Below are 20,708 nucleotides of genomic sequence, written 5' to 3' on the forward strand. Positions count from 1 at the left end.
ATACTGATCTTTCGCACGCCACTTCGACGTGTTATGTTCGCCGGGTGATCAAAGATGACCACCCACCGACACTCCTGTCGATCCGCGGCGTGACGAAGCGCTTCGGCGCCGTGACGGCGCTCCGCGGAGTCGACCTCGACGTCGCGCCCGGAGAGGTCCACTGCCTGCTCGGGCAGAACGGCGCCGGCAAGTCGACGCTCATCAAGGTGCTCGCGGGCGTGCACCAGCCCGACGACGGAGAGGTGCTGTGGCGCGGCGAGCCCGCGCACGTCGCGACGCCGCAGGCGGCGATCGAGACGGGCATCGCCACGATGTACCAGGAGCTCGACGTCGTCGACGGCCTGACGATCGCAGAGAACATCTTCCTCGGTCACGAGCTCGACCGCGGGGGCGTCACCCGCCGGAGCGAGCAGGTCGCGAAGACGCGCGAGCTGCTCGCGCGTCTCGGGCACAGCGCGATGTCTCCGCACGCCGAGGTCGGCACGCTGAGCGCCGCCGAGAAGCAGATCGTCAGCATGGCGCGCGCGCTGTCGCATGACATCGAGCTGATCATCATGGACGAGCCGTCGGCCGTGCTCGACACGGAAGAGGTCGCCAACCTGTTCCGCGTCGTCGCCGAGCTGACCTCGCAGGGCATCGCCGTCATCTACATCACGCACCGCCTCGAGGAGATCCGCCGCATCGGCGACCGCATCACGGTCCTCAAGGACGGCGCGTCGACCGCCAGCAACCTCGACGTCACCACGACGCCCAAGGACGAGCTGATCCGCCACATGACGGGCCGCGCGGTGACCAACGTGTTCCCCACCCGTCCCGGCGTCCCGGCCGGTGCTCCCGTTCTGCTCGACGTCGACGGGCTCCGCCTCGACGGCGTCTTCGACGACGTGTCGTTCCAGGTGCGCGCGGGCGAGATCGTCGGCCTCGCGGGCCTCGTCGGGTCCGGCCGCTCCGAGATCGTCGAGACGATCTACGGCGCGCGCCGTGCGTCGGCCGGCACCGTCCGCGCCGACGGGCAGACGGTTCGCCGCGGATCCGTCTCGGCGGCCGTCGCCGCGGGCATGGGCCTCAGCCCCGAGGAGCGCAAGTCGCAGGGGCTCATCCTCGGCGAGCCGATCTACCGCAACATCACGCTGTCGTCGTTCCAGGACATCGCGCAGGCGGGCCTGCTGAACGAGCCCGGAGAACGCGCGGCCGCCGACGAGCAGATCGCGACGCTCGAGCTGCGGCCCGCCGACTCGTCGCGTCCCACCGACACGCTGTCGGGCGGCAACCAGCAGAAGATCCTGCTCGCGCGCTGGCTCGTGCACGGCAGCCGGATCCTCCTCCTCGACGAGCCCACGCGCGGCGTCGACGTCGGCGCGCGCGCCGAGATCTACGCCCTCATCCGCCGGCTCGCCGACGCCGGCAACGCGATCGTGATCATCTCGAGCGAGATCGACGAGGTCCTCGGGCTCGCCGATCAGGTGCTCGTCATCGGCGACGGGCGCCTCCTCACCACCACACCTTCCGCCGAGATCACCGAGCACGGCGTGCTCGATCTCGTCATGAAAGGAACAGCCGCGTGACCACGCAGACCTCCGACTCGACCACCACGGCGCCCTCGGCGCTGCGCCGCATCTTCTCGGGATCGGTCGGGCGCAACCTCGGCCTCGTCGTCGGCCTCGCGGCCATCGTCGTCGTCGGCATCGTGACCGCGCCCAACACGTTCGCCGACATCAACAACGTCTTCACGATCCTGCGCCAGGCGTCGATCATCGGCGTCATCAGCATCGGCATGACGTTCGTGATCCTGTCGGGCGGGATCGACCTCTCCGTCGGCGCCGTCCTGGCCCTCGCGTCGGTGGCGGCGACGATCGCGGCGGTGCAGGACATCGTCGTGCAGTCGCACTGGATCGTCATGGTCGTCGTCGCGCTCGCGACGGGCCTCGCCGCGGGAATGATCAGCGGCGTCGTCGTCGCCTACGGCAGGGTGGCGGCATTCATCGCGACGCTCGCGATGATGGTCGGCGGGCGCGGGCTCGCCGAGATCCTCGCCGACAACCGCACGCTCGTGATCTCATCGAGCGAATTCAAGCGCGCGATGAACGTCGATCTGCTCGGCATCGACATCCTCATCTGGATCTTCGCGATCGTCGCCGCCGCCGGCTGGTTCATCCTCAACCGCACGACGTTCGGGCGCCGCACCGTCGCAATCGGCGGCAATCCCGAAGCCTCGCGCCTCAGCGGCATCAAGGTCAAGCGACACACGATGTGGCTGTACGCGCTCTCGGGTCTCTGCGCCGGCATCGCGGCCGTCATGATGCTCGGCCGAACGACGGCGGGCACCTCCACCCACGGGCAGCTGTACGAGCTCGACGCGATCGCCGCGGTCGTCGTCGGCGGCACCCTCCTCGCCGGCGGGCGCGGCACGATCACGGGCACCGTGTTCGGCGTGCTGATCTTCGCGACGCTCCGCAACGTCTTCGTGCAGAACAACCTGTCGTCGGCCGTGCAGGCCGTCGCGATGGGCATCATCATCGTCGTCGCCGTGCTGCTGCAGCAGCGGTTCGCGTCGAAGCCCGGCCGCTGAGCGCGATCGGCGGGCCGCTGGGCCCGCCGATCAGCCGACGTACGATGAGAGTTTCCGGTCACACGGCCCTGCCGTTCTGACTGTCGAACAGGGAGGGAGCCGGGATGGCTGAGATCACGACGAGCGGCCGCGGCGATGTGGCGCACCTGTTCCAGCTCCTGCGCGACGGCTCCCCGCGCACGCGCGCCGAGCTCGCGAAGGCGACAGGGCTCGCGCGCTCGACGATCGCGACGCGGGTCGACCTGCTCATGCGCATGGACCTCATCGCACCGGTCGCCGACGGCGTCTCCACCGGCGGCCGCCCGCCCTCGCGGTTCGCGCTGAATCCCCGGGCGCGCGTCGTCGTCGCGGCCGACCTCGGCGCCTCGCACGCGACCGTCGCCATCACCGATCTCGAGGGATCCGTCCTCGCCGAGCACAGCGATCCGCTCGCCATCGCCGATGGGCCCGTGCCCGTGCTGACCTGGCTCATCGAGAGCGCGCGCCGCCTCCTCGCCGAGGTCGACCGCCGCGAGACCGATGTCGCGGCCATCGGGATCGGGCTTCCCGGCCCCGTCGAGTTCTCCACCGGCCAGCCCGTCAATCCGCCGATCATGCCCGGGTGGGATCGCTTCGACGTCCCCGGCTGGATGCGCGATCACTTCGATGTGCCCGTCCTCGTCGACAACGACGTCAACATCTGCGCCCTCGGCGAGCGCGCCGTCGGATGGCCCGACGTCGAGCACCTCATGTTCGTGAAGGTGGCGACGGGCATCGGCGCCGGCATCGTCTCGGGCGGCGAGCTGCAGCGCGGGGCCCAGGGCATTGCGGGCGACATCGGCCACGTGCGCGTCGCACGCGGCGACGACGTGCCCTGCACGTGCGGCAACAGCGGGTGTCTCGAGGCGCTCGCCTCCGGTCCCGCGCTCGCGCGCGCCCTGCGAGACACGGGGCTGGACGCCCGCACCGGATCCGACGTCGTCGAGCTCGTCAAGGCCGGCGATCTCGCCGCCACGCAGGCCGTGCGTCAGGCTGGCCGCGACATCGGCGAGGTCCTCACGGCGTCCGTGAGCCTGCTGAACCCGACCGTCATCGCGATCGGCGGATCCATGGCCCGCGTGGGCGAGCACCTCATCGCGGGCGTGCGCGAGGTCGTCTACATGCGCTCGACGCCGCTCGCGACCGAGCGCCTCACGATCGCCCAGGCGACGACCGGCCCGCGAGCCGCGGTGCTCGGCGCGAGCATGCTCGCCGTCGAGCACGCCCTCTCCCCCGCGGGAATCGCGGCGAACTTCACGACGGTCGCCTGACGCGCTTCTCCGCCGCCGTCCGGCGAATCAGTGCGCCGGCCGGCGCCGCGTCGGCGATCCGTCGCGCTCACGCCGGGTCACCGCAGCGCGTCGAGCCACGCGGCCCAGTGCGTCTTCCAGCGCTCGCCGTCCTCCGGCGTCGCGATCTTCTCGTGCGTCACCGTGAGCTTCGCGCGCTCTCCGACCGGATCCGCCGCGAAGGCGACGATGCCGATGTCGTCCCCGCCCTGCCGCGCCGCGAAGCGCAGGTTCTTCGCCGCGGGCTTCGACCGCAGCGTCGTCTCGATGTCGCCGAGCGCCGCACCGCGCGTCTCATCGTCGAGCAGCAGAGCCCGGATCGCCTCGACCGACCGCTCGACCGTGCGCCCACGAGAGATCGTGAACGTGCCGTCGGGCATCTGACCGGGGAGCCGCAGACCACGGATCCGCTCGTAGCCGACCGTCACGTTCTGCGCCCACCACGCGTCGACGCCCTGTTCGACCACCCAGGCGGCGATCGCCGTGTGGCCGGCGCCTCGGCCAGGCCCGGCGTCGATCGCCTCCGCCCAGGCGTCCCACTCGCGCCCGGTCTTCGCCCGGATCGTGTCGTCGTCGACCGTCGGCTCCGCCACCCACTCGCTCATGCGAATGAACCTATCCCCCGAGCCGCGCAGATATCACCGTCGGGCGCAGATCGTCGCGACGAGCGCCTCCGCGGTGTCGCGCTTCGTCCCCTGCACCTCGGCGACCACGGCGTCTGCCGCGTCGATGACGACGAGGTGGTTCTCGTCCTGCTCGAACCCCTTCCGCCAGCCGACCTCGTTCGCGGCGAGCAGGTCGGCGCCCTTGCGACGGCGCTTCGCGATCGCGCGGCCCACGAGCGTCTCGCCCTCGCCCGGCGTCTCCGCCGCGAAGCCGACGATGGTCTGCCCTTCGACCCGGCTCGCGACGAGGCCACGCAGGATGTCGGTCGTCTCGACGAGTTCGAGCCGGAGCGTGCCCTCGGCGGACTCCTTCGTGATCTTCTCGTGTGCGACATCGGGCATGCGGTAGTCGGCGACGGCGGCCGCCATGACGACGACGTCGACGGAAGGCGCGTGCGCCGACGCGGCGCGCTCGAGGTCGTCGGTCGACATGATCTCGACCACGCGGATCCGGGGATCCCCCGCCACCTGGGCGAGCACCTCGGGTGACACGTTCGCCGCGATGAGCGTCACCTCGGCGCCGCGACGGGCCGCGGCGAGCGCGACCTCGACGCCCTGCCGGCCGCTCGAGCGGTTGCCGATGAAGCGCACCGGATCGATCGGCTCGCGCGTGCCGCCGGCCGTGACGAGCCACTGCTGGCCGGCTGCCTCGCCGGATCCGCGCGCCAGCTCGCGCGCGACGGTCTCGTGGATCCGCTCGGGCTCCGTCATGCGTCCGGGGCCGCTGTCGCCGCCCGTGAGCTCGCCCGCCTCGGGGCCGATCATGTGCACGCCGCGCGACATGAGCGTGTCGACGTTCGCCTGCGTCGCCGGGTGCTGCCACATCTCGGTGTGCATCGCGGGGGCGATGACGACGGGCGCCTGCGTCGCGAGGAGGGTCGTGCCGAGCAGGTCGTCGGCGAGCCCCGCCGCCATCTTCGCGATCGTGTTCGCCGTGGCCGGCGCGACGACCACGAGATCCGCCTGCTGCCCGAGTGCGACGTGGCGCACGCGCGCGACATCGTCGTGGACGCTCGTCGTGACGGGGTTGCGGCTGATCGCCTCCCATGTCGGCAGGCCGACGAAGCGCAGCGCGTCATCGGTCGGGATCACGTGCACGTCGTGCCCGTCCTTCACGAGGAGGCGCACGAGCTGCACGGTCTTGTAGGCGGCGATGCCACCGGTCACACCCACGACGACGAACATGGCCCCATCCTGTCAGGACACCGGCGCGATCGGACCCCCGCGCCGCATGTTCGATTCCGCCGCGCCCCGGCGCGGCGCGGCTGCTGGGGGCGTCGGCTCAGACGTTCCGCATACGCTGGTGCGGATCCTCATGTGCACCGTCGTCTTCCGCGTCCCCGAGTCCCCGTCCGATCCCGTGCGACTTCTCGCCGTGCGCGACGAAGATCCGTCGCGCCCTTGGAACCCGCTGGGGTCGTGGTGGCGCGAGCTGCCCGGCGTCGTGGGGGTGCAGGATCGCCGTGCCGGCGGCGCCTGGCTCGCCGCGCGTCCCGATCTCGGCCGCGTCGCCGTCACTCTCAACCGCGAGGGCGAGCCCGCCGTCGCCGCCGAGTCGATCGCGTCGCGGGGGTCGCTCTCACTCGACGCCGTCACGGATCGCCCGCTCACGCACCACTCCCGCATGCGCGGATTCAACCTGCTGAGCGTGACAGGCGGATCCGTCGAGGTCGTGTCGTGGGACGGCGACCACCTCTCGCACACGATTCCGACTCCCGGCACGCACATGCTCGCGCACCACGACGTCGACGACCCGCGCAGCGCGCGCATCGCGGCGTGGCTGGGCGCCTTCCGCGATGTCGCCGCCGACGAGTGGCCCGACGTGCTCGCGCGCACCGCCGAGCTGAGCCCGGTGGACGATCGCGCGATCGTCCGCGACAACCGTCCGCACGGCTACCCGACGGTCTCGACGCTCGCCTGCACCGCGTCGGTCTGGCCCGATCGCGCCGACGTGCGCTATGCCGAGCTGGACGGGCCCGGCACGTGGTCGCCGCTGGCGTTCTCGTGATGCCCGCGACGCGTCCGCGAAAGTGGGTGCTGTCGCCGAGAGTGGGCGCAGCATCGCCCGCTCTCGCGAACATCGACCACTCTCGCGACCACGGAACCGCCGCATGATGGGCACCTCCCACGCCGTCTCGGGCGCCGCCGCCTGGGTCGCCGTGACGACCGCCGTCCCCGGCTTCGGCTGGGCGCCGATCGACCCGGTGGGCGTCCTCGCCGGCGCGGCCGTGTGCGCCGGCGCCGCCCTGCTCCCCGACATCGACCACCCCTCGTCCACGATCGCGACGGGCCTGCCGGGCGGCCGCGTCATCTCCGGCGTCGCGAGCGGCATCTCCGGCGGGCACCGCAAGGGGATGCACTCGCTCGTCGCGGTGCTCGGCGTCCTCATCGCCGCCATCGCGCTGTCGTACGTGACGTGGACGCCCGAGGGCTGGTCGGATCCGCTGCCCATCGGCCCTGCAGCCGGAGCGGCCGTCTGCATCGCGGTCGGCACGAAGTGCCTGCGCATCGCGAAGGGATGGCTCCTGTCGTGGCTCATCGGCATCGCGTCGGCCATCGCTCTCACGTGGTGGATGCCGGGCCAGTTCAGCTGGTTCGCGACCTGCATCGGCGTCGGCTACCTCGTGCACCTGCTGGGAGACACGCTCACGACGGGCGGCGTGCCGTGGCTGTGGCCCCTCATGCTCAAGCGCCCCGTCGTCTTCCGCCGCACGCTGCTCATCACGAAGCTCTGGCCGAGGCGCGGCTGCTTCGCGCTTCCGCTGCTCGGCGACGCCGGCTCGTGGCGCGAGTGGATCCTCACGGTCGCGCTCGGCGTCTTCGCGGCGTGGGGCCTCGTGCTGGCGGTCGTGCAGCTGCTTGCTCCGCTGGTGGCCTGACCGCCCCGCGAGATCGAGGTGCGCGCGCCTCGCACGCCCGCATTCGACGGCTGACCCCGCTCCCGACTGCCGCGCGCGTGGGATCCTGGACTCACCCCACCGCAACGACAGGAGACCCATGCTCACGGTCAACGCATACGGCGCGAACTCCGCGACGGAACCGCTCGTCCCGCTCACGATCGAGCGACGCGACGTCGGCCCGCGCGATGTGCTCATCGCCATCCGGTACGCCGGCATCTGCCACAGCGACATCCACACGATCCGCGAGGAGTGGGGGCCGATCGCGTTCCCGCAGGTCGTCGGTCACGAGATCGTCGGCGAGGTGACCGAGGTCGGATCCGAGGTCACGACGCACGCGGTCGGCGACCGCGTCGGCGTGGGCTGCATGGTGAATTCGTGCGGCGAATGCGACCAGTGCCGCGCGGGCGAGGAGCACAACTGCGAGCAGGGCAACATCCAGACCTATGCCTCGCTCGACCGCGACGGCACGATCACGCAGGGCGGCTACTCGACGCACGTCGTCGTGGACGAGCACTTCGTGCTGAAGGTGCCCGAGTCGCTGCCGTACGAGGCGGCCGCCCCCCTGCTCTGCGCGGGCATCACGACCTACTCGCCCCTCGCCCGATGGGGTGCAGGCCCGGGCATGAAGGTCGCCGTGGTCGGCATGGGCGGGCTCGGCCACATGGCCGTCAAGATCGCCGTCGCGATGGGCGCCGACGTGACGGTGCTGTCGCGGTCGACGTCGAAGAAGGACGACGCGCTCGCGTTCGGCGCGGCGCGCCACGTCGCCACCGGTGACGAGGGCGCACTCGAGACTCTGCAGGGATCCTTCGACCTCATCATCAACACCGTCAGCGCGTCGCTCGACATGGACGCCTACCTCGCGACGCTGCGTCCGCACGGATCCCTCGTGAACGTCGGCGCCCCGCCGCAGCCGCTGCCCGTCAGCGTGTTCTCGCTCATCGTCGGCGGGAAGTCGTTCGCGGGATCCAACATCGGATCCATCGCCGAGACGCAGGAGATGCTCGACTTCTGCGCCGAGCACGGGATCTCCCCCGAGACCGAGCTCATCGACGCCTCGCAGATCAACGAGGCCTACGACCGCGTGCTCGCGAGCGACGTGCGCTACCGCTTCGTGATCGACACCGCGACGCTGTAGCGGCGGCCCGACGTGAGCGCCTCCGAGGTCTGACCTCGGAGGCGCTCGCCGCGTCAGGCCAGGGTCAGCGACACCGTGGCGTAGGAATGCGCGGGCAGCACGACCTCGACACCGCGCTCAGTGCGACGCAGCCCCTCCAGCGCGACGGGCGCCACCCGCTCGGGCGCCTCGGGAGTGTTGTGCGCGGCCAGTCCGTCGGCGGAGAGCACGCGGCCCGACAGGTCGATCACATCGCGTCCGCGCAGGTCGAGCTCGACGGTGCGGGTCGTCTCGTGATCGAGGTTGGTGAGCGAGATGAGCGCCTCGTCGCCGGTCGTCGAGGCCGACGCCGACACGAGCGGCAGCTCGCCGCCGTCGGCCGCGCGCGTCGGCACGCCCTTCAGATGCACGTCGAGCGCGTCAGCGTCGTGGTGGCCGGTGTTCATCTCGAACACGTGATAGCTCGGCGTCTTCACGAGGGCGCCCGTCTCGGCATCGGCGAGCAGCATCGCCTGCAGCACGTTGACCGTCTGGGCGATGTTGGCCATCACGACGCGGTGGGCGTGATGGTGGAACGCGTCGAAGTGCACCGAGGCGACCAGCGCGTCGCGCAGCGTGTTCTGCTGATACAGGAAGCCCGGATTCGTCCCCTTCTCGACGTTCCACCACGTGCCCCACTCGTCGACGACGAGGCCCACTCGACGGTTCGGATCGTGACGATCCATCACCTGCCCGTGCCGCGTCAGCAGCTTCTCCATGTGGAGGGCGCGCGACAAGGCGACGTACCACTCGTCGACATCGAACTCGCGCGCCGACCCCTTGTCCTGCCAGCCGCCCGTCATCGTGTAGTAGTGCAGCGACAGCGCCTGGAACGGGGCGGCCCGGCCGTCGCCGTCGGACAGATCGTCGAACGACTCCATCAGCACCTCGGTCCAGTGCAGGTCGTCCGTGTTGGCGCCGGCCGCGATGCGGTAGACCTCGTTACCCGCGTGATCGCGCACGTACGTCGAGTACTGGCGCGCCATCGACGCGAACTGCTCGACGCGCAGATTGCCGCCGCAGCCCCACGCCTCGTTGCCGATGCCGAAGAACGGCACCTTCCACGGCTCGTCGCGGCCGTTCTGTCGGCGCAGATCGGCCATCGGCGAATCGTCGGCGCGCGTGAGGTACTCGATCCACTCGCTCATCTCGGCGACCGACCCGGATCCGACGTTGCCCGAGATATAGGCGTCGGTGCCGAGCATCTCGCAGAGGTCCATGAACTCATGCGTGCCGAACGAGTTGTCCTCGACGACGTCGCCCCAGTGCGAGTTGACCATCCGCGGGCGGTCCTCGCGCGGGCCGATGCCGTCCTGCCAGTGGTAGTCGTCGGCGAAGCAGCCGCCCGGCCACCGCAGGTTCGGGATCTTCAGATCGCGCAGCGCCTCGACGACGTCGGTGCGGATCCCGCGCTCGTTCGGCACCTCGCTGTCCTCGCCGACGTAGAAGCCGCCGTAGATGCAGCGCCCGAGGTGCTCGGCGAAGTGCCCGTAGATGTGGCGCGAGATGCGCGCTCCGGGCAGGTCCAGGTCGATGACGGCGCGGATCGGTTCTGACACAGGTGTGCTCCTTCTTCGTTGTCTGTCGGTTGCCATCAGCCCTTGACGCTTCCCGCCAGCAGACCGCTGACGATGTGGCGCTGGGTGAAGAGGAAGAACACGACCATCGGGATCAGCGCGATCACCGTCACGGTCATGAACGCGGGCCAGTCGGTCGTGAACTCGGAGACGGCGCTGTACACCTGCAGCACGATGGTCTCCTTCTGCGGCGAGGAGATGAACACCGTCGGCAGCAGGAAGTCGTTCCAGACCCACATCGACTGGAACACACCCACTGTCACGAGGATCGGCTTGATGAGAGGCAGCACCACACGCCAGAAGATCTGGTTCGTGCTCGCTCCGTCGATGCGCGCCGCCTCGACCAGCTCGAACGGGATCGTCTGCATGTAGCCCCGGATGAGGAAGAAGCAGAAGATGGACCCGCCGAGGTACATCAGGATCAGCCCGTTGAGATTGTCCACGAGCTCGAAGCCGACGAGCATCCGGTACAGCGGGATCATCGTCGACTGGCCGGGGATGATGAATCCCAGCAGCAGGATCCCGCCGATGATCTGGGCGAGTCGCCCGCGTGCGATGATCATCGCGTACGCCGCCATGGCGCCCACGATCAGCTGCGCGACCACCGACACCGCCGTGACGTAGAGGGTGTTGACGAAGGAGCGGTAGATCGACACGTCGACGAGCGCTGCCGACCAGTTCTCGAGCGTCCAGTCGACCGGGAGACCGAGTGGATCGGACACCATGTCGCCCTGCGTCTTGAACGTGTTGACGAGGATGTAGTACAGGGGGATCGCGATGACGAGCGCCAGGGCGAACATCCCGATCGTGCGCAGGGCGATGCGCCACGTCTTCTCCCTCATGCGGTGAACCTCCTGCTGATCGCGCCCGTGAGCTTGAGCTGCGAGAAGCCGAGGATTCCGACGGCGACCGTGAACATCACGGCGAGCGCCGACGCGACGCCGTACTCGCCCTGACTGACGCCGGTGACGACGAGGGACTGCGTGATCGTGTACGTCGCGTATCCGGGCCCGCCGTTGGTGAGGGTGTACGGCAGGTCGAACACCTTGAGTCCGTTGGTGAGCAGGAGGAACGAGCTCACGGCCATCGCCGGTGTCAGGAGCGGAAGCGTGATGCCGAAGAACTGCTGGCGGGACGACGCTCCGTCGATCTTCGCCACCTCGTAGTACTCGGAGGGGATCGCCTGCAGATACGCGAGATACAGCACCGCGTGCCATCCGGCCTGCGCCCACACGCCCACGAGGATCACCGATCCGCGGGCGAGCGCGTCGTCCGACAGCCACGAGATGGCGTCGATGCCGAACGTGTTCCGCAGGAAGGTGTTGAGCACGCCGGAGTCGAGCGGAGACAGGATGTAGCTCCACACGAGGCCGAGGATCGCCATGCTCGGGACCGCAGGAAAGAACCAGAGCGATCGGACGAAGTTGCGCCCGAGGAACACCTTGTTCAGCTGCACGGCGAGGGGGATGGCGACGACCGTGACGAGCACCATCGTCCCCACCGCGAAGAGCAGAGTGAACACGAGCCCGGACAGCAGCGCAGGATCGTTGAGGATCCGGGTGTAGTTGGCCGCCCCGACGAAATTCGCCTCGGGACTGTACCCGGTGAAGTCGGTGAAGCTCCAATAGAGCCCCTGTGCGAGCGGGAAGACGAAGAGGACGGCGAACACGATCACGGCCGGGATCAGGAAGGCCCGGTTGATCGTGATCTGCTTCCAGCCGCCCTCCACGGAGCGGCGGCGCCGGGAGCGCGTGGGCGATGGCATCGAGGTCATGGCTGACATGTGACGATCCGTTCGAATCCGTGGGGCGCCCCGAGCCGGGGCGCCCGCGACGGATTTAGCCCGACAGCCTCGCGTCGAGCGCGGCCGCGACCTCTTCCGGAGAGATCTGTCCCTGGATCATCCGCTGCATCTGCGCCACGGCGTCGACGTTGAGAGCATCCTCCTGGCGCTCCCACGAGATCATCGGCAGGTACAGGTCACCCGCGCGGATCGCCTCGACGAGCGGCTCGAACTGCGGCGCCGCCTCGGGCTCGACGTTCTCGGTGACCGTGATGTCGTTCGTCGCCTCGTGGAACATGCGCACGCCTTCCTCGGAAGCGAGGAACGACAGGAACGTCTTCGCGGCTTCCTGCTCGGCCTCGCCGGAGGAGGAGCTGATGGCGTAGCCCGGCGCCGCCGCGCCGGCCTGGTACGGCTCGCCGCCGGGGAATGCCGGCACCTGCCCGAACTCCCAGTTCTTCTCGGGGTTCGCCTCCTCGACGGCGTTGATGATCCACGGTCCGGCGTTGATCACGGCCACGCGGTCGTTGGCGAACTCGTCGCGCACCTGGTCGCCGTCGAGCGCCACCACGTCGGACGACACGAGCCCTTCCGTGTAGAGCCGGTTGTACTCCTCGATGGTCTCGGTCCACTCGTCGACGAACGTCGACTCGCCGGAGAAGATCAGCTCGTCCATCGTCGGATCCATCTGCGCCGTCCGAGCGCCGAGCGCCGCCGACACCGTGGTGGGCATCTGATCGACGCTCTCGAGGAACGGCGTGTGCCCGGCCCCCTCGAGGGCGTGGAGCATCTCGAGGAACTCGTCCCACGTCTCTGGGATCCCGTCGTAGCCGACCTCGGCGAGCGCATCGATGTCGTATGCATAGCCGGCTGCCCAGGATGACAGCGACAGCCCGTATCGGGACCCGTCTGCGCCGTAGGTGTCGAGGTTGAAGTCCTGCACTCCGTCCATGAACGGCTCGTCGGTGAGATCGAGCACGGCGTCGGACTCGATGAGGTTGGTCTTGTTCTCCGCGGCGATGAGGAACACGTCGGGAGCAGTGCCGGAGAGAACGCGCGTCTGAAGGGTCTGGATGTACTCGGCGACAGGAGGCGAGTAGGAGGCCTCGACGTCGATGTCGGGGTGCTCCGTCTCGAAGGCCTCGATGATCGGCTCCATCTGCTCTTCATCGGTCCATGAGAGGAACGTGATGTTCGTGCGGCCGTCGTCGGCCGCGGTGCCGGAGCAGCCCGCGAGAGCAAGGGCCGTCGCTGCGGTGATCGCAGAGACGGCCACCATCCGTGTGCGTGTGTGCATGTCGAACTCCTTTGTTCGGGCGTCGTCGCCCTGCATGCGTAAGATTTATCGATAAACCTCTGGGTCTCGATTACGATAGCGGCTACGTGCGAAGAGCACCAGACACACCCGCTCGAGCATCGGATCGCGCATGACATCGACCATGAACGACGTCGCGAAGGCGGCCGGAGTCTCGGCGATGACCGTGTCGAACGTCCTCAACGGCCGGGGACGCGTCGGCGCATCCACGCGCGACCGCGTGGAATCCGCCGCCGCGGAGCTCGGCTACTCGCTCAACCTCACCGCCCGCCACCTGCGGGAGGGACGCACCCACACGATCGCCCTCGTCGTGCCCCAGCTCGACCACGCGTACTTCGGAGAGCTCGCGGTGCGCTTCGATCGGCTGCTGCAGCCTTCCGGGCGTCACCTCGTCGTCGAGCAGACGCTGGCCCGCCCCGAGGCCGAGCGCTCCGCTCTCGACTTCGCGCGCCTGCGCCTCTACGACGGCGTGCTCATGTCGGTCGTGAGCCTCCATCCCGACGAGGTGGCGCACCTCCGGCCGGGCGTTCCGGTGGTCATGCTCGGCGAGCAGGAGATCCCCGACCGCTTCGATCACGTGCGGATGTCCAATTTCGAGGGCGCCCGTCTCGCGACGGCGCACATGCTCCAGACCGGCTCACGGCGCATCGCGATTCTCGGCGGCGCGCACGACCATGACGAGACGAGCGGCATGGCGCGCACGCGCACGCGCGGCTGGCGCGCCGCCTATCGCGATGCCGGAGCGGCCGTTCCCGAGGATCTGATCGTCCCGCTTCCCGCCCCGACCGCGCAGCTCGGCTACGACGCGGTCCAGCGACTCCTCGCGGATCGCGCCGACCTCGACGGCGTGTTCGCCGTCACCGACTCGCTCGCGACCGGGGTCCTCTCAGCGCTCTCCGAGACTTCCCTGCGAGTACCCGCAGACGTGCAGGTGATCGGGTTCGACGACCTCGAGGCATCGCGGTTCACCGTGCCCCCGCTGTCGACGATCTCCCCGGGCGACGAGGTGATGGCCACCGAAGCGCTGCGCCTGCTCGACCGCCTCATCGACGCCTCACCCGATGCCCCGCCCACGCGCGAGCACCTCACGGCGCCGGCGTCGCTTGTCGTGCGCGGGACGACGCGGTGAGTGCGGCCGAACTCCGCACCGTCACCTGACGGCGGCGTCGGCGTAGCGCTCGGCCGCCGTCGCGACGCGCGTCTGGTAGTCGAACGTGTCGTTGTACGAGCGGATCGCGCGGATCCACTGCTCGCCCTGCTCGAGGGAGCCGTCGAGTCGGCAGAGGTAGTGCGCGGCCGTGGCCGCGGCGTCGTCGATCTGGTGCGGATCCGCGTGCCCGTCGCCTGTGGCATCGACCGCCCAGCGGGTCCAGGTCTCGGGAATGAACTGCAGCGGGCCCACCGCTCGATCCCACTCGGTATCGCCGTCGAGCGCGCCGCCGTCGGTGTCAGGGATCGCCATCGTCTCGTTCGTGCCGTCGAGGGGAATGCCGATGATGGCGGGGCGCGCGCCGCCGTCGGCGTCGATGGATCCGCCCTGCAGCGTGCCATGATGGCTCTCGACCCAGCCGATGCCGGCGAGCGTGTTCCAGCCCACCGCGCATCCGTCGGCGCGAGCGCGCACGTCGGCCGCGGCGTATGCGGCGAGCGCCCGCTCGGGGATCCCCGTCTCGTGCGCGGTGTCTGCGAGCCAGTCGGCGTCGACGGATCCGTCTTCGGTCGTCGGCGCGGCAACCGGGGCCGCCACCTCGACGCGCGGGCCGGCGTCGCCTCCGAACGACTCGAAATCGATCGGCTCGAACGAGATCGAGTTGATCAGGGCGGTGACACCGAGCACGGCCAGCGCCCCGACACCGCCGATGATGACGACGGCGCCGACGGCGATCCCGACCCCGCGCTTCCTGCTCACCCCACCGATTCTGCCCGCTCACGGCAGGCGAGGCCGCCGAGATCAGTCTCGCAGGGCGCTCTCACGGACGCCTGTCAGCCGAGGCGCGCTCAGCGCGTCCGGCGGCAGGCTCCTCGAAGGGCAGCACGAGATGCAGCCGCCCACCGCCGTCCTCGCTGCGTCCGAGCGACAGCGAGCCCCCTCGCGCTTCGGCGCGCGATCGATGCCGGGCGAGGCCGGACAGGACAGGGGCATCTGAGGTCGGGCCGGTTCCGTCGTCGTCGATCACGACGTCGAGCAGCCACCGCCCCGCCGTCGTCTTCTCGGCCTCGATGCGCACCGTCACGGCCGTCGCGCCGCCGTGCTTGAGCGCATTCGTGACGGCCTCCTCGACCGTGTAGACGACGACGAGACGGTCGAGCAGCGGCAGCACCGCGCCGTGGGAGTGCACGAGGTCTCTCATCGTCGGCCCCAGCTCGACGGAGGTCGCCACCGTCGTCGGCAGGCGATCCAGGAGCGCGCGGATCGCCTCGTACGCGCCGAGGTCGGCCCCTGAGGGGAAGAGACTGTGACTCAGCGACCGCACGTGCTCTTCGCGCAGCTCGTCGAGCTCGGCCGCCCAGTCGCGCAGGGTGTGAACGCGGCCTTCCTCCGCACTCCGCTCGAGCTGGTCGGCCATCTGATCGAGCCCACTCGCGATCACGACGAGTCGATGCTGCACCGTTCCGTGGAGACGATCGGCGACCATCCGCCGCACGCGCAGCTCCTCGTGCTCGAGTTCGTCGATCGCCTCGCGAGACCTCTGCTCCTCGAGACGGCGTCGTGTCCGCTCGCGGTCTTCGCGCTCGATGAGCGCCGCGACGAGGAAGCCCGTTCCGAGGGCGACCACGTGACCGATGAAGCCCGTGGCCCACACAGCGACGGCGCCCGGCGTCGCATGCTCCGCCGTCGTGGCGGGGAGCAGCAACGCGGTGCGCACGGTCGCCTGCACAGCGGAGAGGACGACGGCGACGGCGATCCGCATCCACCACGCGGGAAGAGCCGCGCACGCGAGCATCGTGATGCCGACGAGCACGATTCCGATCACGAGCGTGACGCCGCCGACCCACCAGATGAGCGCGTGGGGATCCCAGCTCGTGCTCCACTCGGTCGCCTGCTCGGCGACGAGCACGGCGAACGCGACGACGTTGACGGTCGCCACGAGAGCGGCGATCCGCGCACGCGGCCAATGCCACGCGCTGTGAGCGGTGCGGGCCGTCGACGGGCTCGCCGGAGGAGCGGCTGCGGGGTCGGTCACCGCTGCCATGTTCGTCCCGTCTGCTCGAGGAACGCGAGGACGGCGCGCACGCGACGGTTCGCGCCTTCTTTCTCGACCCCGAGACGACGGTAGATCGACAGCAGGTGGCTCTCGACCGAGCGCTCGGAGATGTGCAGCCGCCCGCCCACCGCCTCATTCGACAGCCCTTCGGCGACGAGCCGCAGCACCTCGAACTGCGCCTTCGTGAGCCCGGCGACCTCGGTGCCCGCGCGCGGCTTCGACCGCTGGACGAGAGTCGGGTCGACGACCACGTCGCCGTCGGCCGCGGCGGCGATCGCCCCGAGCAGCACGTCCCGCGTGAACGAGGAGCGCTTCGAGAGGTAGCTCCACGGTTCGCTTACCTGGTCCTGCACCGACAGGAACAGCCCCATGACGTCGAGGCTCGACAGCAGCATCACCGCGATACGCGGATCCTTCCGCTGCAGTTCGAGCCCCAGCGCGACGCCGTTGCCGTCGCCCAGGTTCACGTCGACCAGGGCGACGTCGGTGGTGTGCGGGCCGATCGCGAGTCGAGCCGACGCCGCGCCGTCGAGCTCGTGCACGACGCGCATGTCCTCCGCGTCATCGACCGTGCGCGCGAGCATCGAACGGGTGAGCGCCTCGTCCTCAACGATGCTCACCCGGATCGGCCGGGGTCGCCGCCGCACGAGTCCGCCATCGCTCATCGCGCATCCTCCTCCGCTTCCGCACGCCGTCCGATGGGGGCGGAGGACCCGCACGCCGCCCGTCACGGAAGCCAGCACCACACATCGTACGAGTTTCCACGCAGACCCGCGGATCCGCGCGCCCGCGGGATCTTCACTGGAAGTACCAGCAAACCGGCTGGTGAGACCAGGTAAACACCGAGGAGCGACGATGAACTCGCAGTCCCCCACTTCCCCCGAAGACCGCACTCAGCGTCGGCGCAAGCTGCTGGCGATCACCGCCGGCGGGCTCGTGCTCGGCGTCGGCGCGGCCGTCACACTCGCCGCGTGGACGGACACCGAGGTCGCCGTCGGCGACTTCGCGGCCGGCCAGTTCGCGCTGGAGAGCAGCACGAACGGCACCACCTTCACCGACACCACCCCGCCCGAGAACGCGCTGACCCTGTCGTTCGATGAGCTGGCCCAGAACCTGTCCCCCGACGACCAGGCCTCCGCGGTCTACGCCGTGCCTCTCGATCAGGCCTCGTCGTACCAGGCGACGGTCGCCGGATCCGTCAGTGCCACGGGCAGCGCGGCGGACAACCTCACCTACACCGTGCAGCAGGTGACCGACATCGCCGGCGGCACGACCGTGGGCGGCGCTCTCGTCACCGGCGAGGCCGTGACCGCGGGAACGACCCACGAGGGAATGTTCACGCTCGACGCGCTCGACGAGATCGTCTACCTCAAGGTCAGCGTCTCGGCCGACAGCGACCTCGGTCAGGGCGAGACGGCGTCCGTCACCTGGAACCTCACCGGCACCTCGGGCGAGTCGCTCAGCTGATGAACCTCCGTCAGAACACGCGACGTCGCACCACCGGGTTCGCCACGGTGCTCGCTGTTCTGGCGGGCGGGCTCGCACTCGGTGTCGCGAGCGCCTGGACGGTGGCCGCCTGGCAGGACCCGGAGGCGGCCACCACCTCCTTCACCGCGGGGACGTTCGACACGCAGTCCCAGGGCGCTTCCGGCGAGTGGGCTTCCCACGAGCCGGGGTCCCCCGCGCTCCTCTCGGCAGACCTCACCGGGCTCGCCCCCGGCGGCTCCTACGATGCCCCCGCCGCGGGCGATTCCCAATACGTCTGGCTCAACGTGCGCACCGGCGAGAGCAGCACCCGGGGCGGAAGCGTCCAGCTCGGGAGCTTCACGGCCGACGGCGCTCTGGCCGACGCACTCGAGTACCGCGTGGTCACGCGAGTCGCCTCCGAATCGGAATGCACAGCGGCCGACTTCACAGCCGACGCCATCTATCTCGTCGGTGGGCCCGATCTCTTCGCGTCGACGTCCGCGCCGGCTCCCACGGGCGCGACCGTCGGCATCGGCGCCCACGCGCAGAACGCCGCAGGCGTCTGCGCGGAGATCCGCGTCGCGGCTCCCGCACACGGCGATACCGGAGCCCTCACACAGCGCACGACCTCGCACATCTCGCTGACCGTCACCGTCACGCAGAACTGATCCAGAGAGGATCCCTCATGGCACTCACCATCGCCTCGACTCCCCCGCGCACCGCGCCGCGCCTCGAGCGGGTGCTGCGCGGCACGGGCGACGCGCTGCTCTGGGTCGCCGCCTCGGTCGGCGCCCTCTGCATCGTCCTCGCGGTTCTCACGTCCGTGCTCGGATTCCGCGTGATGCTGTTCAGCTCGGGCTCGATGGAGCCCACGATCGCGACGGGCTCCGCGGCGCTCGTCGCCCCCGTCGACGCGCCGGACGTCGAGGTGGGCGACGTCGTCACGGTCGATCGCGCCGCCGGGGAGCTCCCGGTGACGCACCGCGTCGTCGAGGTCGCCCCCGCAGGTTCGGCCGATGCGCGGCTGCTCACCCTGCGCGGAGATGCGAACGCGGTGAACGACCCGGCGCCGTACGAGGTGACGGAGGTCGGCAGGGTGGTCTTCTCTGTGCCCGGCGTCGCGCCGGTGCTGGCCGGGCTCGGCGATCCGAAGGTGCTCGCCCCGCTCGGCGCGGTCGCGGCCGCCTTCGTCATCTGGGGCCTGTGGCCCCGCTCGAAGAAGGACCGTCCGTGATGCGCGCGGCACGATGGGTCGGTGCGCTCGCGCTCATCCTCCCCCTCACCCTCGGCGCGGCTCAGCCCGCACCCGAAACGGTGGTCCGAGGAGACGCTCTCGAGATCAGCTCTGAGCTGTCGGCGGACGCAACCGCCCTCGCGCCGGGCGCATCCGTCGATTGGACCCTCGGCGTCTCCGCCCCCGGAGCAGATGAGAGCGGCACCATGACGCGCACGCTCTCCGCGGGCGGATCCCTGGCCCGTCACCTCACGGTGGAGATCGGAGAGTGCGCGGAGGCCGACTGCGCCGCACCTCGCACGATCATCGACGCCGGCGCTCCGGTCGTCGGAGAGACGATCGACCTCGGCGACCAGGATCTCGCGGACGCGCGTTGGCTCGTCGTCACCATCACGATGTCGCCGGATGTCCCGGCCTCCGCACAGGGTCAGAACAGCACCCTGCAGTTCGAAGCCCGCGGCGCGGGTGAGGCCACCGCCGTCTCGCCGGGCGGGACTCCGGACGGCGCGAGCCTCGTGCCGCCGAACGGGCCGCTCGCGACGACGGGCGCGTCGTCGCCGCTCTGGATGCTCCTCGTGGCGGCCGCGCTCGGCGGCGGCGGGCTGCTCCTCGTCGCGACACGGCGCCGCGACCGCGACGGATCCGCGACCGCGATCACATCTCTTCGTGCGTGAGCGGATCCATGTCGGCGCGGATGCGGCCGCGTTCGAGCGCGCCGATCGCCTGCACCTCGTCGGCGGAGAGCGAGAACCCGAAGACGTCGGCGTTCTCGCGCTGGCGCTCCGGATCCTGCGACTTCGGGATGGGAGTGGACCCCATCTCCACGTGCCAGCGCAGCACGATCTGCGACGGGCTGACGTCGTGGGCGGCGGCGAGCTCGGTCAGGACCGGCTCCTGCAGCAGCTCGCTGCGGCGCGCGAGCGGACTCCAGCTCTCGGTGCGGATCCCGTGGGTGCGGTGGTGCGCACGCAGCGCCGTCTGGGGGAAGTACGGGTGCATCTCGACCTGGTTCACGGCGGGCGCGACCCCTGTCTCGTCGAGCAGGCGATCGATCATCTGCTCGGTGAAGTTCGAGACGCCGACCGATCGGACGATGCCCTCGTCCCGCAGCGCGAGCATGCCGCGAAACGTGTCGACGTACTTGTCGACGCTCGGGTTGGGCCAGTGGATGAGGAGGAGGTCGATGCGGTCGAGGCCGAGCGTCTCGTTCGACGCGCGCCCCGAGGCGATCGCCTCGTCGTACCCGTGGTGCCGTCCGGGCACCTTCGTCGTGACGATGACGTCGTCGCGATCGATGCCGCTCGCGCGCACGGCCTCGCCGACCTCGCGCTCGTTGCCGTAGTTGACGGCCGTGTCGACGACGCGATAGCCACCGCGGATGCCGGCCGCGATCGCGGAGACGCCCGCGTCTCCCGTGAGGTTGTACGTGCCGAGGCCCAGCTCGGCGAAGCGCTGCCCGTCGTTCAGCGTGATCTGCGGGATGTCGATGCTCACGAGGATCCTTTCGTCGGCGGGTGGTCGCTGCCCGA

Annotated in this window: 21 protein-coding genes; 11 read left to right on the top strand and 10 right to left on the bottom strand. The window is 70.2% G+C overall.

What is annotated here, in order from left to right; translation table 11 throughout:
- Positions 1–89: 89 nt before the first annotated feature.
- From KOL93_RS15015 to KOL93_RS15025, 3 genes are all read left to right on the top strand, one after another.
- Complete coding sequence (locus KOL93_RS15015) at positions 90–1,565, top strand: sugar ABC transporter ATP-binding protein (protein WP_221586269.1); 1,476 nt, start codon at positions 90–92, stop codon at positions 1,563–1,565.
- Entirely contained in the window at positions 1,562–2,569 is a 1,008-nt protein-coding gene (locus KOL93_RS15020) for an ABC transporter permease (protein ID WP_221586207.1), read from the top strand. The genes KOL93_RS15015 and KOL93_RS15020 overlap by 4 nt, the downstream gene beginning before the upstream one ends.
- Before the next feature lie 104 nt (positions 2,570–2,673).
- The gene (locus tag KOL93_RS15025) at positions 2,674–3,858 is read left to right on the top strand and encodes an ROK family transcriptional regulator (RefSeq protein WP_221586208.1); all 1,185 of its coding nucleotides are present in this window, start codon (positions 2,674–2,676) and stop codon (positions 3,856–3,858) included.
- Positions 3,859–3,935: 77 nt separating this feature from the next.
- On the opposite strand, the gene KOL93_RS15030 is transcribed toward KOL93_RS15025, so the two are convergent.
- Positions 3,936–4,481: a hypothetical protein gene (locus KOL93_RS15030; protein WP_221586209.1), complete on the bottom strand. Its 546-nt coding sequence runs from the start codon at positions 4,479–4,481 to the stop codon at positions 3,936–3,938.
- A gap of 33 nt (positions 4,482–4,514) precedes the next feature.
- A complete protein-coding gene (gene coaBC / locus KOL93_RS15035; RefSeq protein WP_221586210.1) occupies positions 4,515–5,726 on the bottom strand; it encodes a bifunctional phosphopantothenoylcysteine decarboxylase/phosphopantothenate--cysteine ligase CoaBC in 1,212 nt (403 codons plus the stop codon).
- A 130-nt stretch (positions 5,727–5,856) separates the two neighbouring features.
- Here coaBC and KOL93_RS15040 point away from each other — a divergent pair, with 130 nt between their 5' ends.
- From KOL93_RS15040 to KOL93_RS15050, 3 genes are all read left to right on the top strand, one after another.
- A complete protein-coding gene (locus KOL93_RS15040) occupies positions 5,857–6,549 on the top strand; it encodes an NRDE family protein (RefSeq protein ID WP_221586211.1) in 693 nt (230 codons plus the stop codon).
- Positions 6,550–6,652: 103 nt separating this feature from the next.
- Positions 6,653–7,420 (top strand): metal-dependent hydrolase, encoded by a 768-nt coding sequence (locus tag KOL93_RS15045; RefSeq protein WP_221586212.1) that lies wholly within the window; start codon positions 6,653–6,655, stop codon positions 7,418–7,420.
- Positions 7,421–7,538: 118 nt separating this feature from the next.
- A complete protein-coding gene (locus KOL93_RS15050; protein ID WP_221586213.1) occupies positions 7,539–8,579 on the top strand; it encodes an NAD(P)-dependent alcohol dehydrogenase in 1,041 nt (346 codons plus the stop codon).
- Positions 8,580–8,632: 53 nt separating this feature from the next.
- Here KOL93_RS15050 and KOL93_RS15055 read toward each other — a convergent pair whose 3' ends face one another.
- From KOL93_RS15055 to KOL93_RS15070, 4 genes are read right to left on the bottom strand one after another with little or no spacing between them, the layout of a single operon-like run.
- Positions 8,633–10,192, bottom strand: a complete 1,560-nt coding sequence (locus KOL93_RS15055) for an alpha-N-arabinofuranosidase (protein WP_221586214.1) — start codon at positions 10,190–10,192, stop codon at positions 8,633–8,635.
- Entirely contained in the window at positions 10,192–11,016 is an 825-nt protein-coding gene (locus KOL93_RS15060) for a carbohydrate ABC transporter permease (RefSeq protein ID WP_221586215.1), read from the bottom strand. The genes KOL93_RS15055 and KOL93_RS15060 overlap by 1 nt, the downstream gene beginning before the upstream one ends.
- The gene (locus tag KOL93_RS15065) at positions 11,013–11,957 is read right to left on the bottom strand and encodes a carbohydrate ABC transporter permease (protein WP_221586216.1); all 945 of its coding nucleotides are present in this window, start codon (positions 11,955–11,957) and stop codon (positions 11,013–11,015) included. Before KOL93_RS15065 ends, KOL93_RS15060 begins: the two co-directional genes overlap by 4 nt.
- A 55-nt stretch (positions 11,958–12,012) precedes the next feature.
- A complete protein-coding gene (locus KOL93_RS15070; RefSeq protein ID WP_221586217.1) occupies positions 12,013–13,254 on the bottom strand; it encodes an ABC transporter substrate-binding protein in 1,242 nt (413 codons plus the stop codon).
- A 130-nt stretch (positions 13,255–13,384) separates the two neighbouring features.
- On the opposite strand from KOL93_RS15070, the gene KOL93_RS15075 reads away from it, so the two are divergent.
- Complete coding sequence (locus tag KOL93_RS15075; protein WP_221586218.1) at positions 13,385–14,401, top strand: LacI family DNA-binding transcriptional regulator; 1,017 nt, start codon at positions 13,385–13,387, stop codon at positions 14,399–14,401.
- Between the two features lie 21 nt (positions 14,402–14,422).
- Here KOL93_RS15075 and KOL93_RS15080 read toward each other — a convergent pair whose 3' ends face one another.
- From KOL93_RS15080 to KOL93_RS15090, 3 genes are all read right to left on the bottom strand, one after another.
- The gene (locus KOL93_RS15080) at positions 14,423–15,181 is read right to left on the bottom strand and encodes a lytic transglycosylase domain-containing protein (protein ID WP_308291656.1); all 759 of its coding nucleotides are present in this window, start codon (positions 15,179–15,181) and stop codon (positions 14,423–14,425) included.
- 61 nt (positions 15,182–15,242) lie between these two features.
- Complete coding sequence (locus KOL93_RS15085; protein ID WP_221586219.1) at positions 15,243–16,457, bottom strand: sensor histidine kinase; 1,215 nt, start codon at positions 16,455–16,457, stop codon at positions 15,243–15,245.
- A complete protein-coding gene (locus tag KOL93_RS15090) occupies positions 16,454–17,143 on the bottom strand; it encodes a response regulator transcription factor (protein WP_221586220.1) in 690 nt (229 codons plus the stop codon). Before KOL93_RS15090 ends, KOL93_RS15085 begins: the two co-directional genes overlap by 4 nt.
- Before the next feature lie 190 nt (positions 17,144–17,333).
- Here KOL93_RS15090 and KOL93_RS15095 point away from each other — a divergent pair, with 190 nt between their 5' ends.
- From KOL93_RS15095 to KOL93_RS15110, 4 genes are read left to right on the top strand one after another with little or no spacing between them, the layout of a single operon-like run.
- On the top strand, positions 17,334–17,945 hold the full coding sequence (locus KOL93_RS15095; RefSeq protein ID WP_221586221.1) for a SipW-dependent-type signal peptide-containing protein: 612 nt from the start codon (positions 17,334–17,336) through the stop codon (positions 17,943–17,945).
- Complete coding sequence (locus KOL93_RS15100; RefSeq protein ID WP_221586222.1) at positions 17,945–18,613, top strand: SipW-dependent-type signal peptide-containing protein; 669 nt, start codon at positions 17,945–17,947, stop codon at positions 18,611–18,613. The genes KOL93_RS15095 and KOL93_RS15100 overlap by 1 nt, the downstream gene beginning before the upstream one ends.
- 17 nt (positions 18,614–18,630) lie before the next feature.
- Positions 18,631–19,179, top strand: coding sequence for a signal peptidase I (locus tag KOL93_RS15105; RefSeq protein ID WP_221586223.1), 549 nt, complete (start codon positions 18,631–18,633; stop codon positions 19,177–19,179).
- Entirely contained in the window at positions 19,179–19,853 is a 675-nt protein-coding gene (locus KOL93_RS15110) for an LPXTG cell wall anchor domain-containing protein (RefSeq protein WP_221586224.1), read from the top strand. The genes KOL93_RS15105 and KOL93_RS15110 overlap by 1 nt, the downstream gene beginning before the upstream one ends.
- On the opposite strand, the gene KOL93_RS15115 is transcribed toward KOL93_RS15110, so the two are convergent.
- Positions 19,834–20,673 (bottom strand): aldo/keto reductase, encoded by an 840-nt coding sequence (locus tag KOL93_RS15115; protein ID WP_221586225.1) that lies wholly within the window; start codon positions 20,671–20,673, stop codon positions 19,834–19,836. The genes KOL93_RS15110 and KOL93_RS15115 overlap by 20 nt on opposite strands.
- Positions 20,674–20,708: the final 35 nt, after the last annotated feature.

This window comes from Microbacterium salitolerans (assembly GCF_019720895.1).
Classification (GTDB): Bacteria; Actinomycetota; Actinomycetes; order Actinomycetales; family Microbacteriaceae; genus Microbacterium.

Excerpts from the sequence above, each read along its gene's own strand:
- KOL93_RS15025 (WP_221586208.1), top strand. The coding sequence starts at position 2,674 with ATGGCTGAGATCACGACGAGCGGCCGCGGCGATGTGGCGCACCTGTTC.
- KOL93_RS15030 (WP_221586209.1), bottom strand. The coding sequence starts at position 4,481 with ATGAGCGAGTGGGTGGCGGAGCCGACGGTCGACGACGACACGATCCGG.
- coaBC (WP_221586210.1), bottom strand. The coding sequence starts at position 5,726 with ATGTTCGTCGTCGTGGGTGTGACCGGTGGCATCGCCGCCTACAAGACC.
- KOL93_RS15040 (WP_221586211.1), top strand. The coding sequence starts at position 5,857 with ATGTGCACCGTCGTCTTCCGCGTCCCCGAGTCCCCGTCCGATCCCGTG.
- KOL93_RS15045 (WP_221586212.1), top strand. The coding sequence starts at position 6,653 with ATGATGGGCACCTCCCACGCCGTCTCGGGCGCCGCCGCCTGGGTCGCC.
- KOL93_RS15050 (WP_221586213.1), top strand. The coding sequence starts at position 7,539 with ATGCTCACGGTCAACGCATACGGCGCGAACTCCGCGACGGAACCGCTC.
- KOL93_RS15055 (WP_221586214.1), bottom strand. The coding sequence starts at position 10,192 with ATGGCAACCGACAGACAACGAAGAAGGAGCACACCTGTGTCAGAACCG.
- KOL93_RS15060 (WP_221586215.1), bottom strand. The coding sequence starts at position 11,016 with ATGAGGGAGAAGACGTGGCGCATCGCCCTGCGCACGATCGGGATGTTC.
- KOL93_RS15065 (WP_221586216.1), bottom strand. The coding sequence starts at position 11,957 with ATGTCAGCCATGACCTCGATGCCATCGCCCACGCGCTCCCGGCGCCGC.
- KOL93_RS15070 (WP_221586217.1), bottom strand. The coding sequence starts at position 13,254 with ATGCACACACGCACACGGATGGTGGCCGTCTCTGCGATCACCGCAGCG.
- KOL93_RS15075 (WP_221586218.1), top strand. The coding sequence starts at position 13,385 with ATGACATCGACCATGAACGACGTCGCGAAGGCGGCCGGAGTCTCGGCG.
- KOL93_RS15090 (WP_221586220.1), bottom strand. The coding sequence starts at position 17,143 with ATGAGCGATGGCGGACTCGTGCGGCGGCGACCCCGGCCGATCCGGGTG.
- KOL93_RS15095 (WP_221586221.1), top strand. The coding sequence starts at position 17,334 with ATGAACTCGCAGTCCCCCACTTCCCCCGAAGACCGCACTCAGCGTCGG.
- KOL93_RS15100 (WP_221586222.1), top strand. The coding sequence starts at position 17,945 with ATGAACCTCCGTCAGAACACGCGACGTCGCACCACCGGGTTCGCCACG.
- KOL93_RS15105 (WP_221586223.1), top strand. The coding sequence starts at position 18,631 with ATGGCACTCACCATCGCCTCGACTCCCCCGCGCACCGCGCCGCGCCTC.
- KOL93_RS15110 (WP_221586224.1), top strand. The coding sequence starts at position 19,179 with ATGCGCGCGGCACGATGGGTCGGTGCGCTCGCGCTCATCCTCCCCCTC.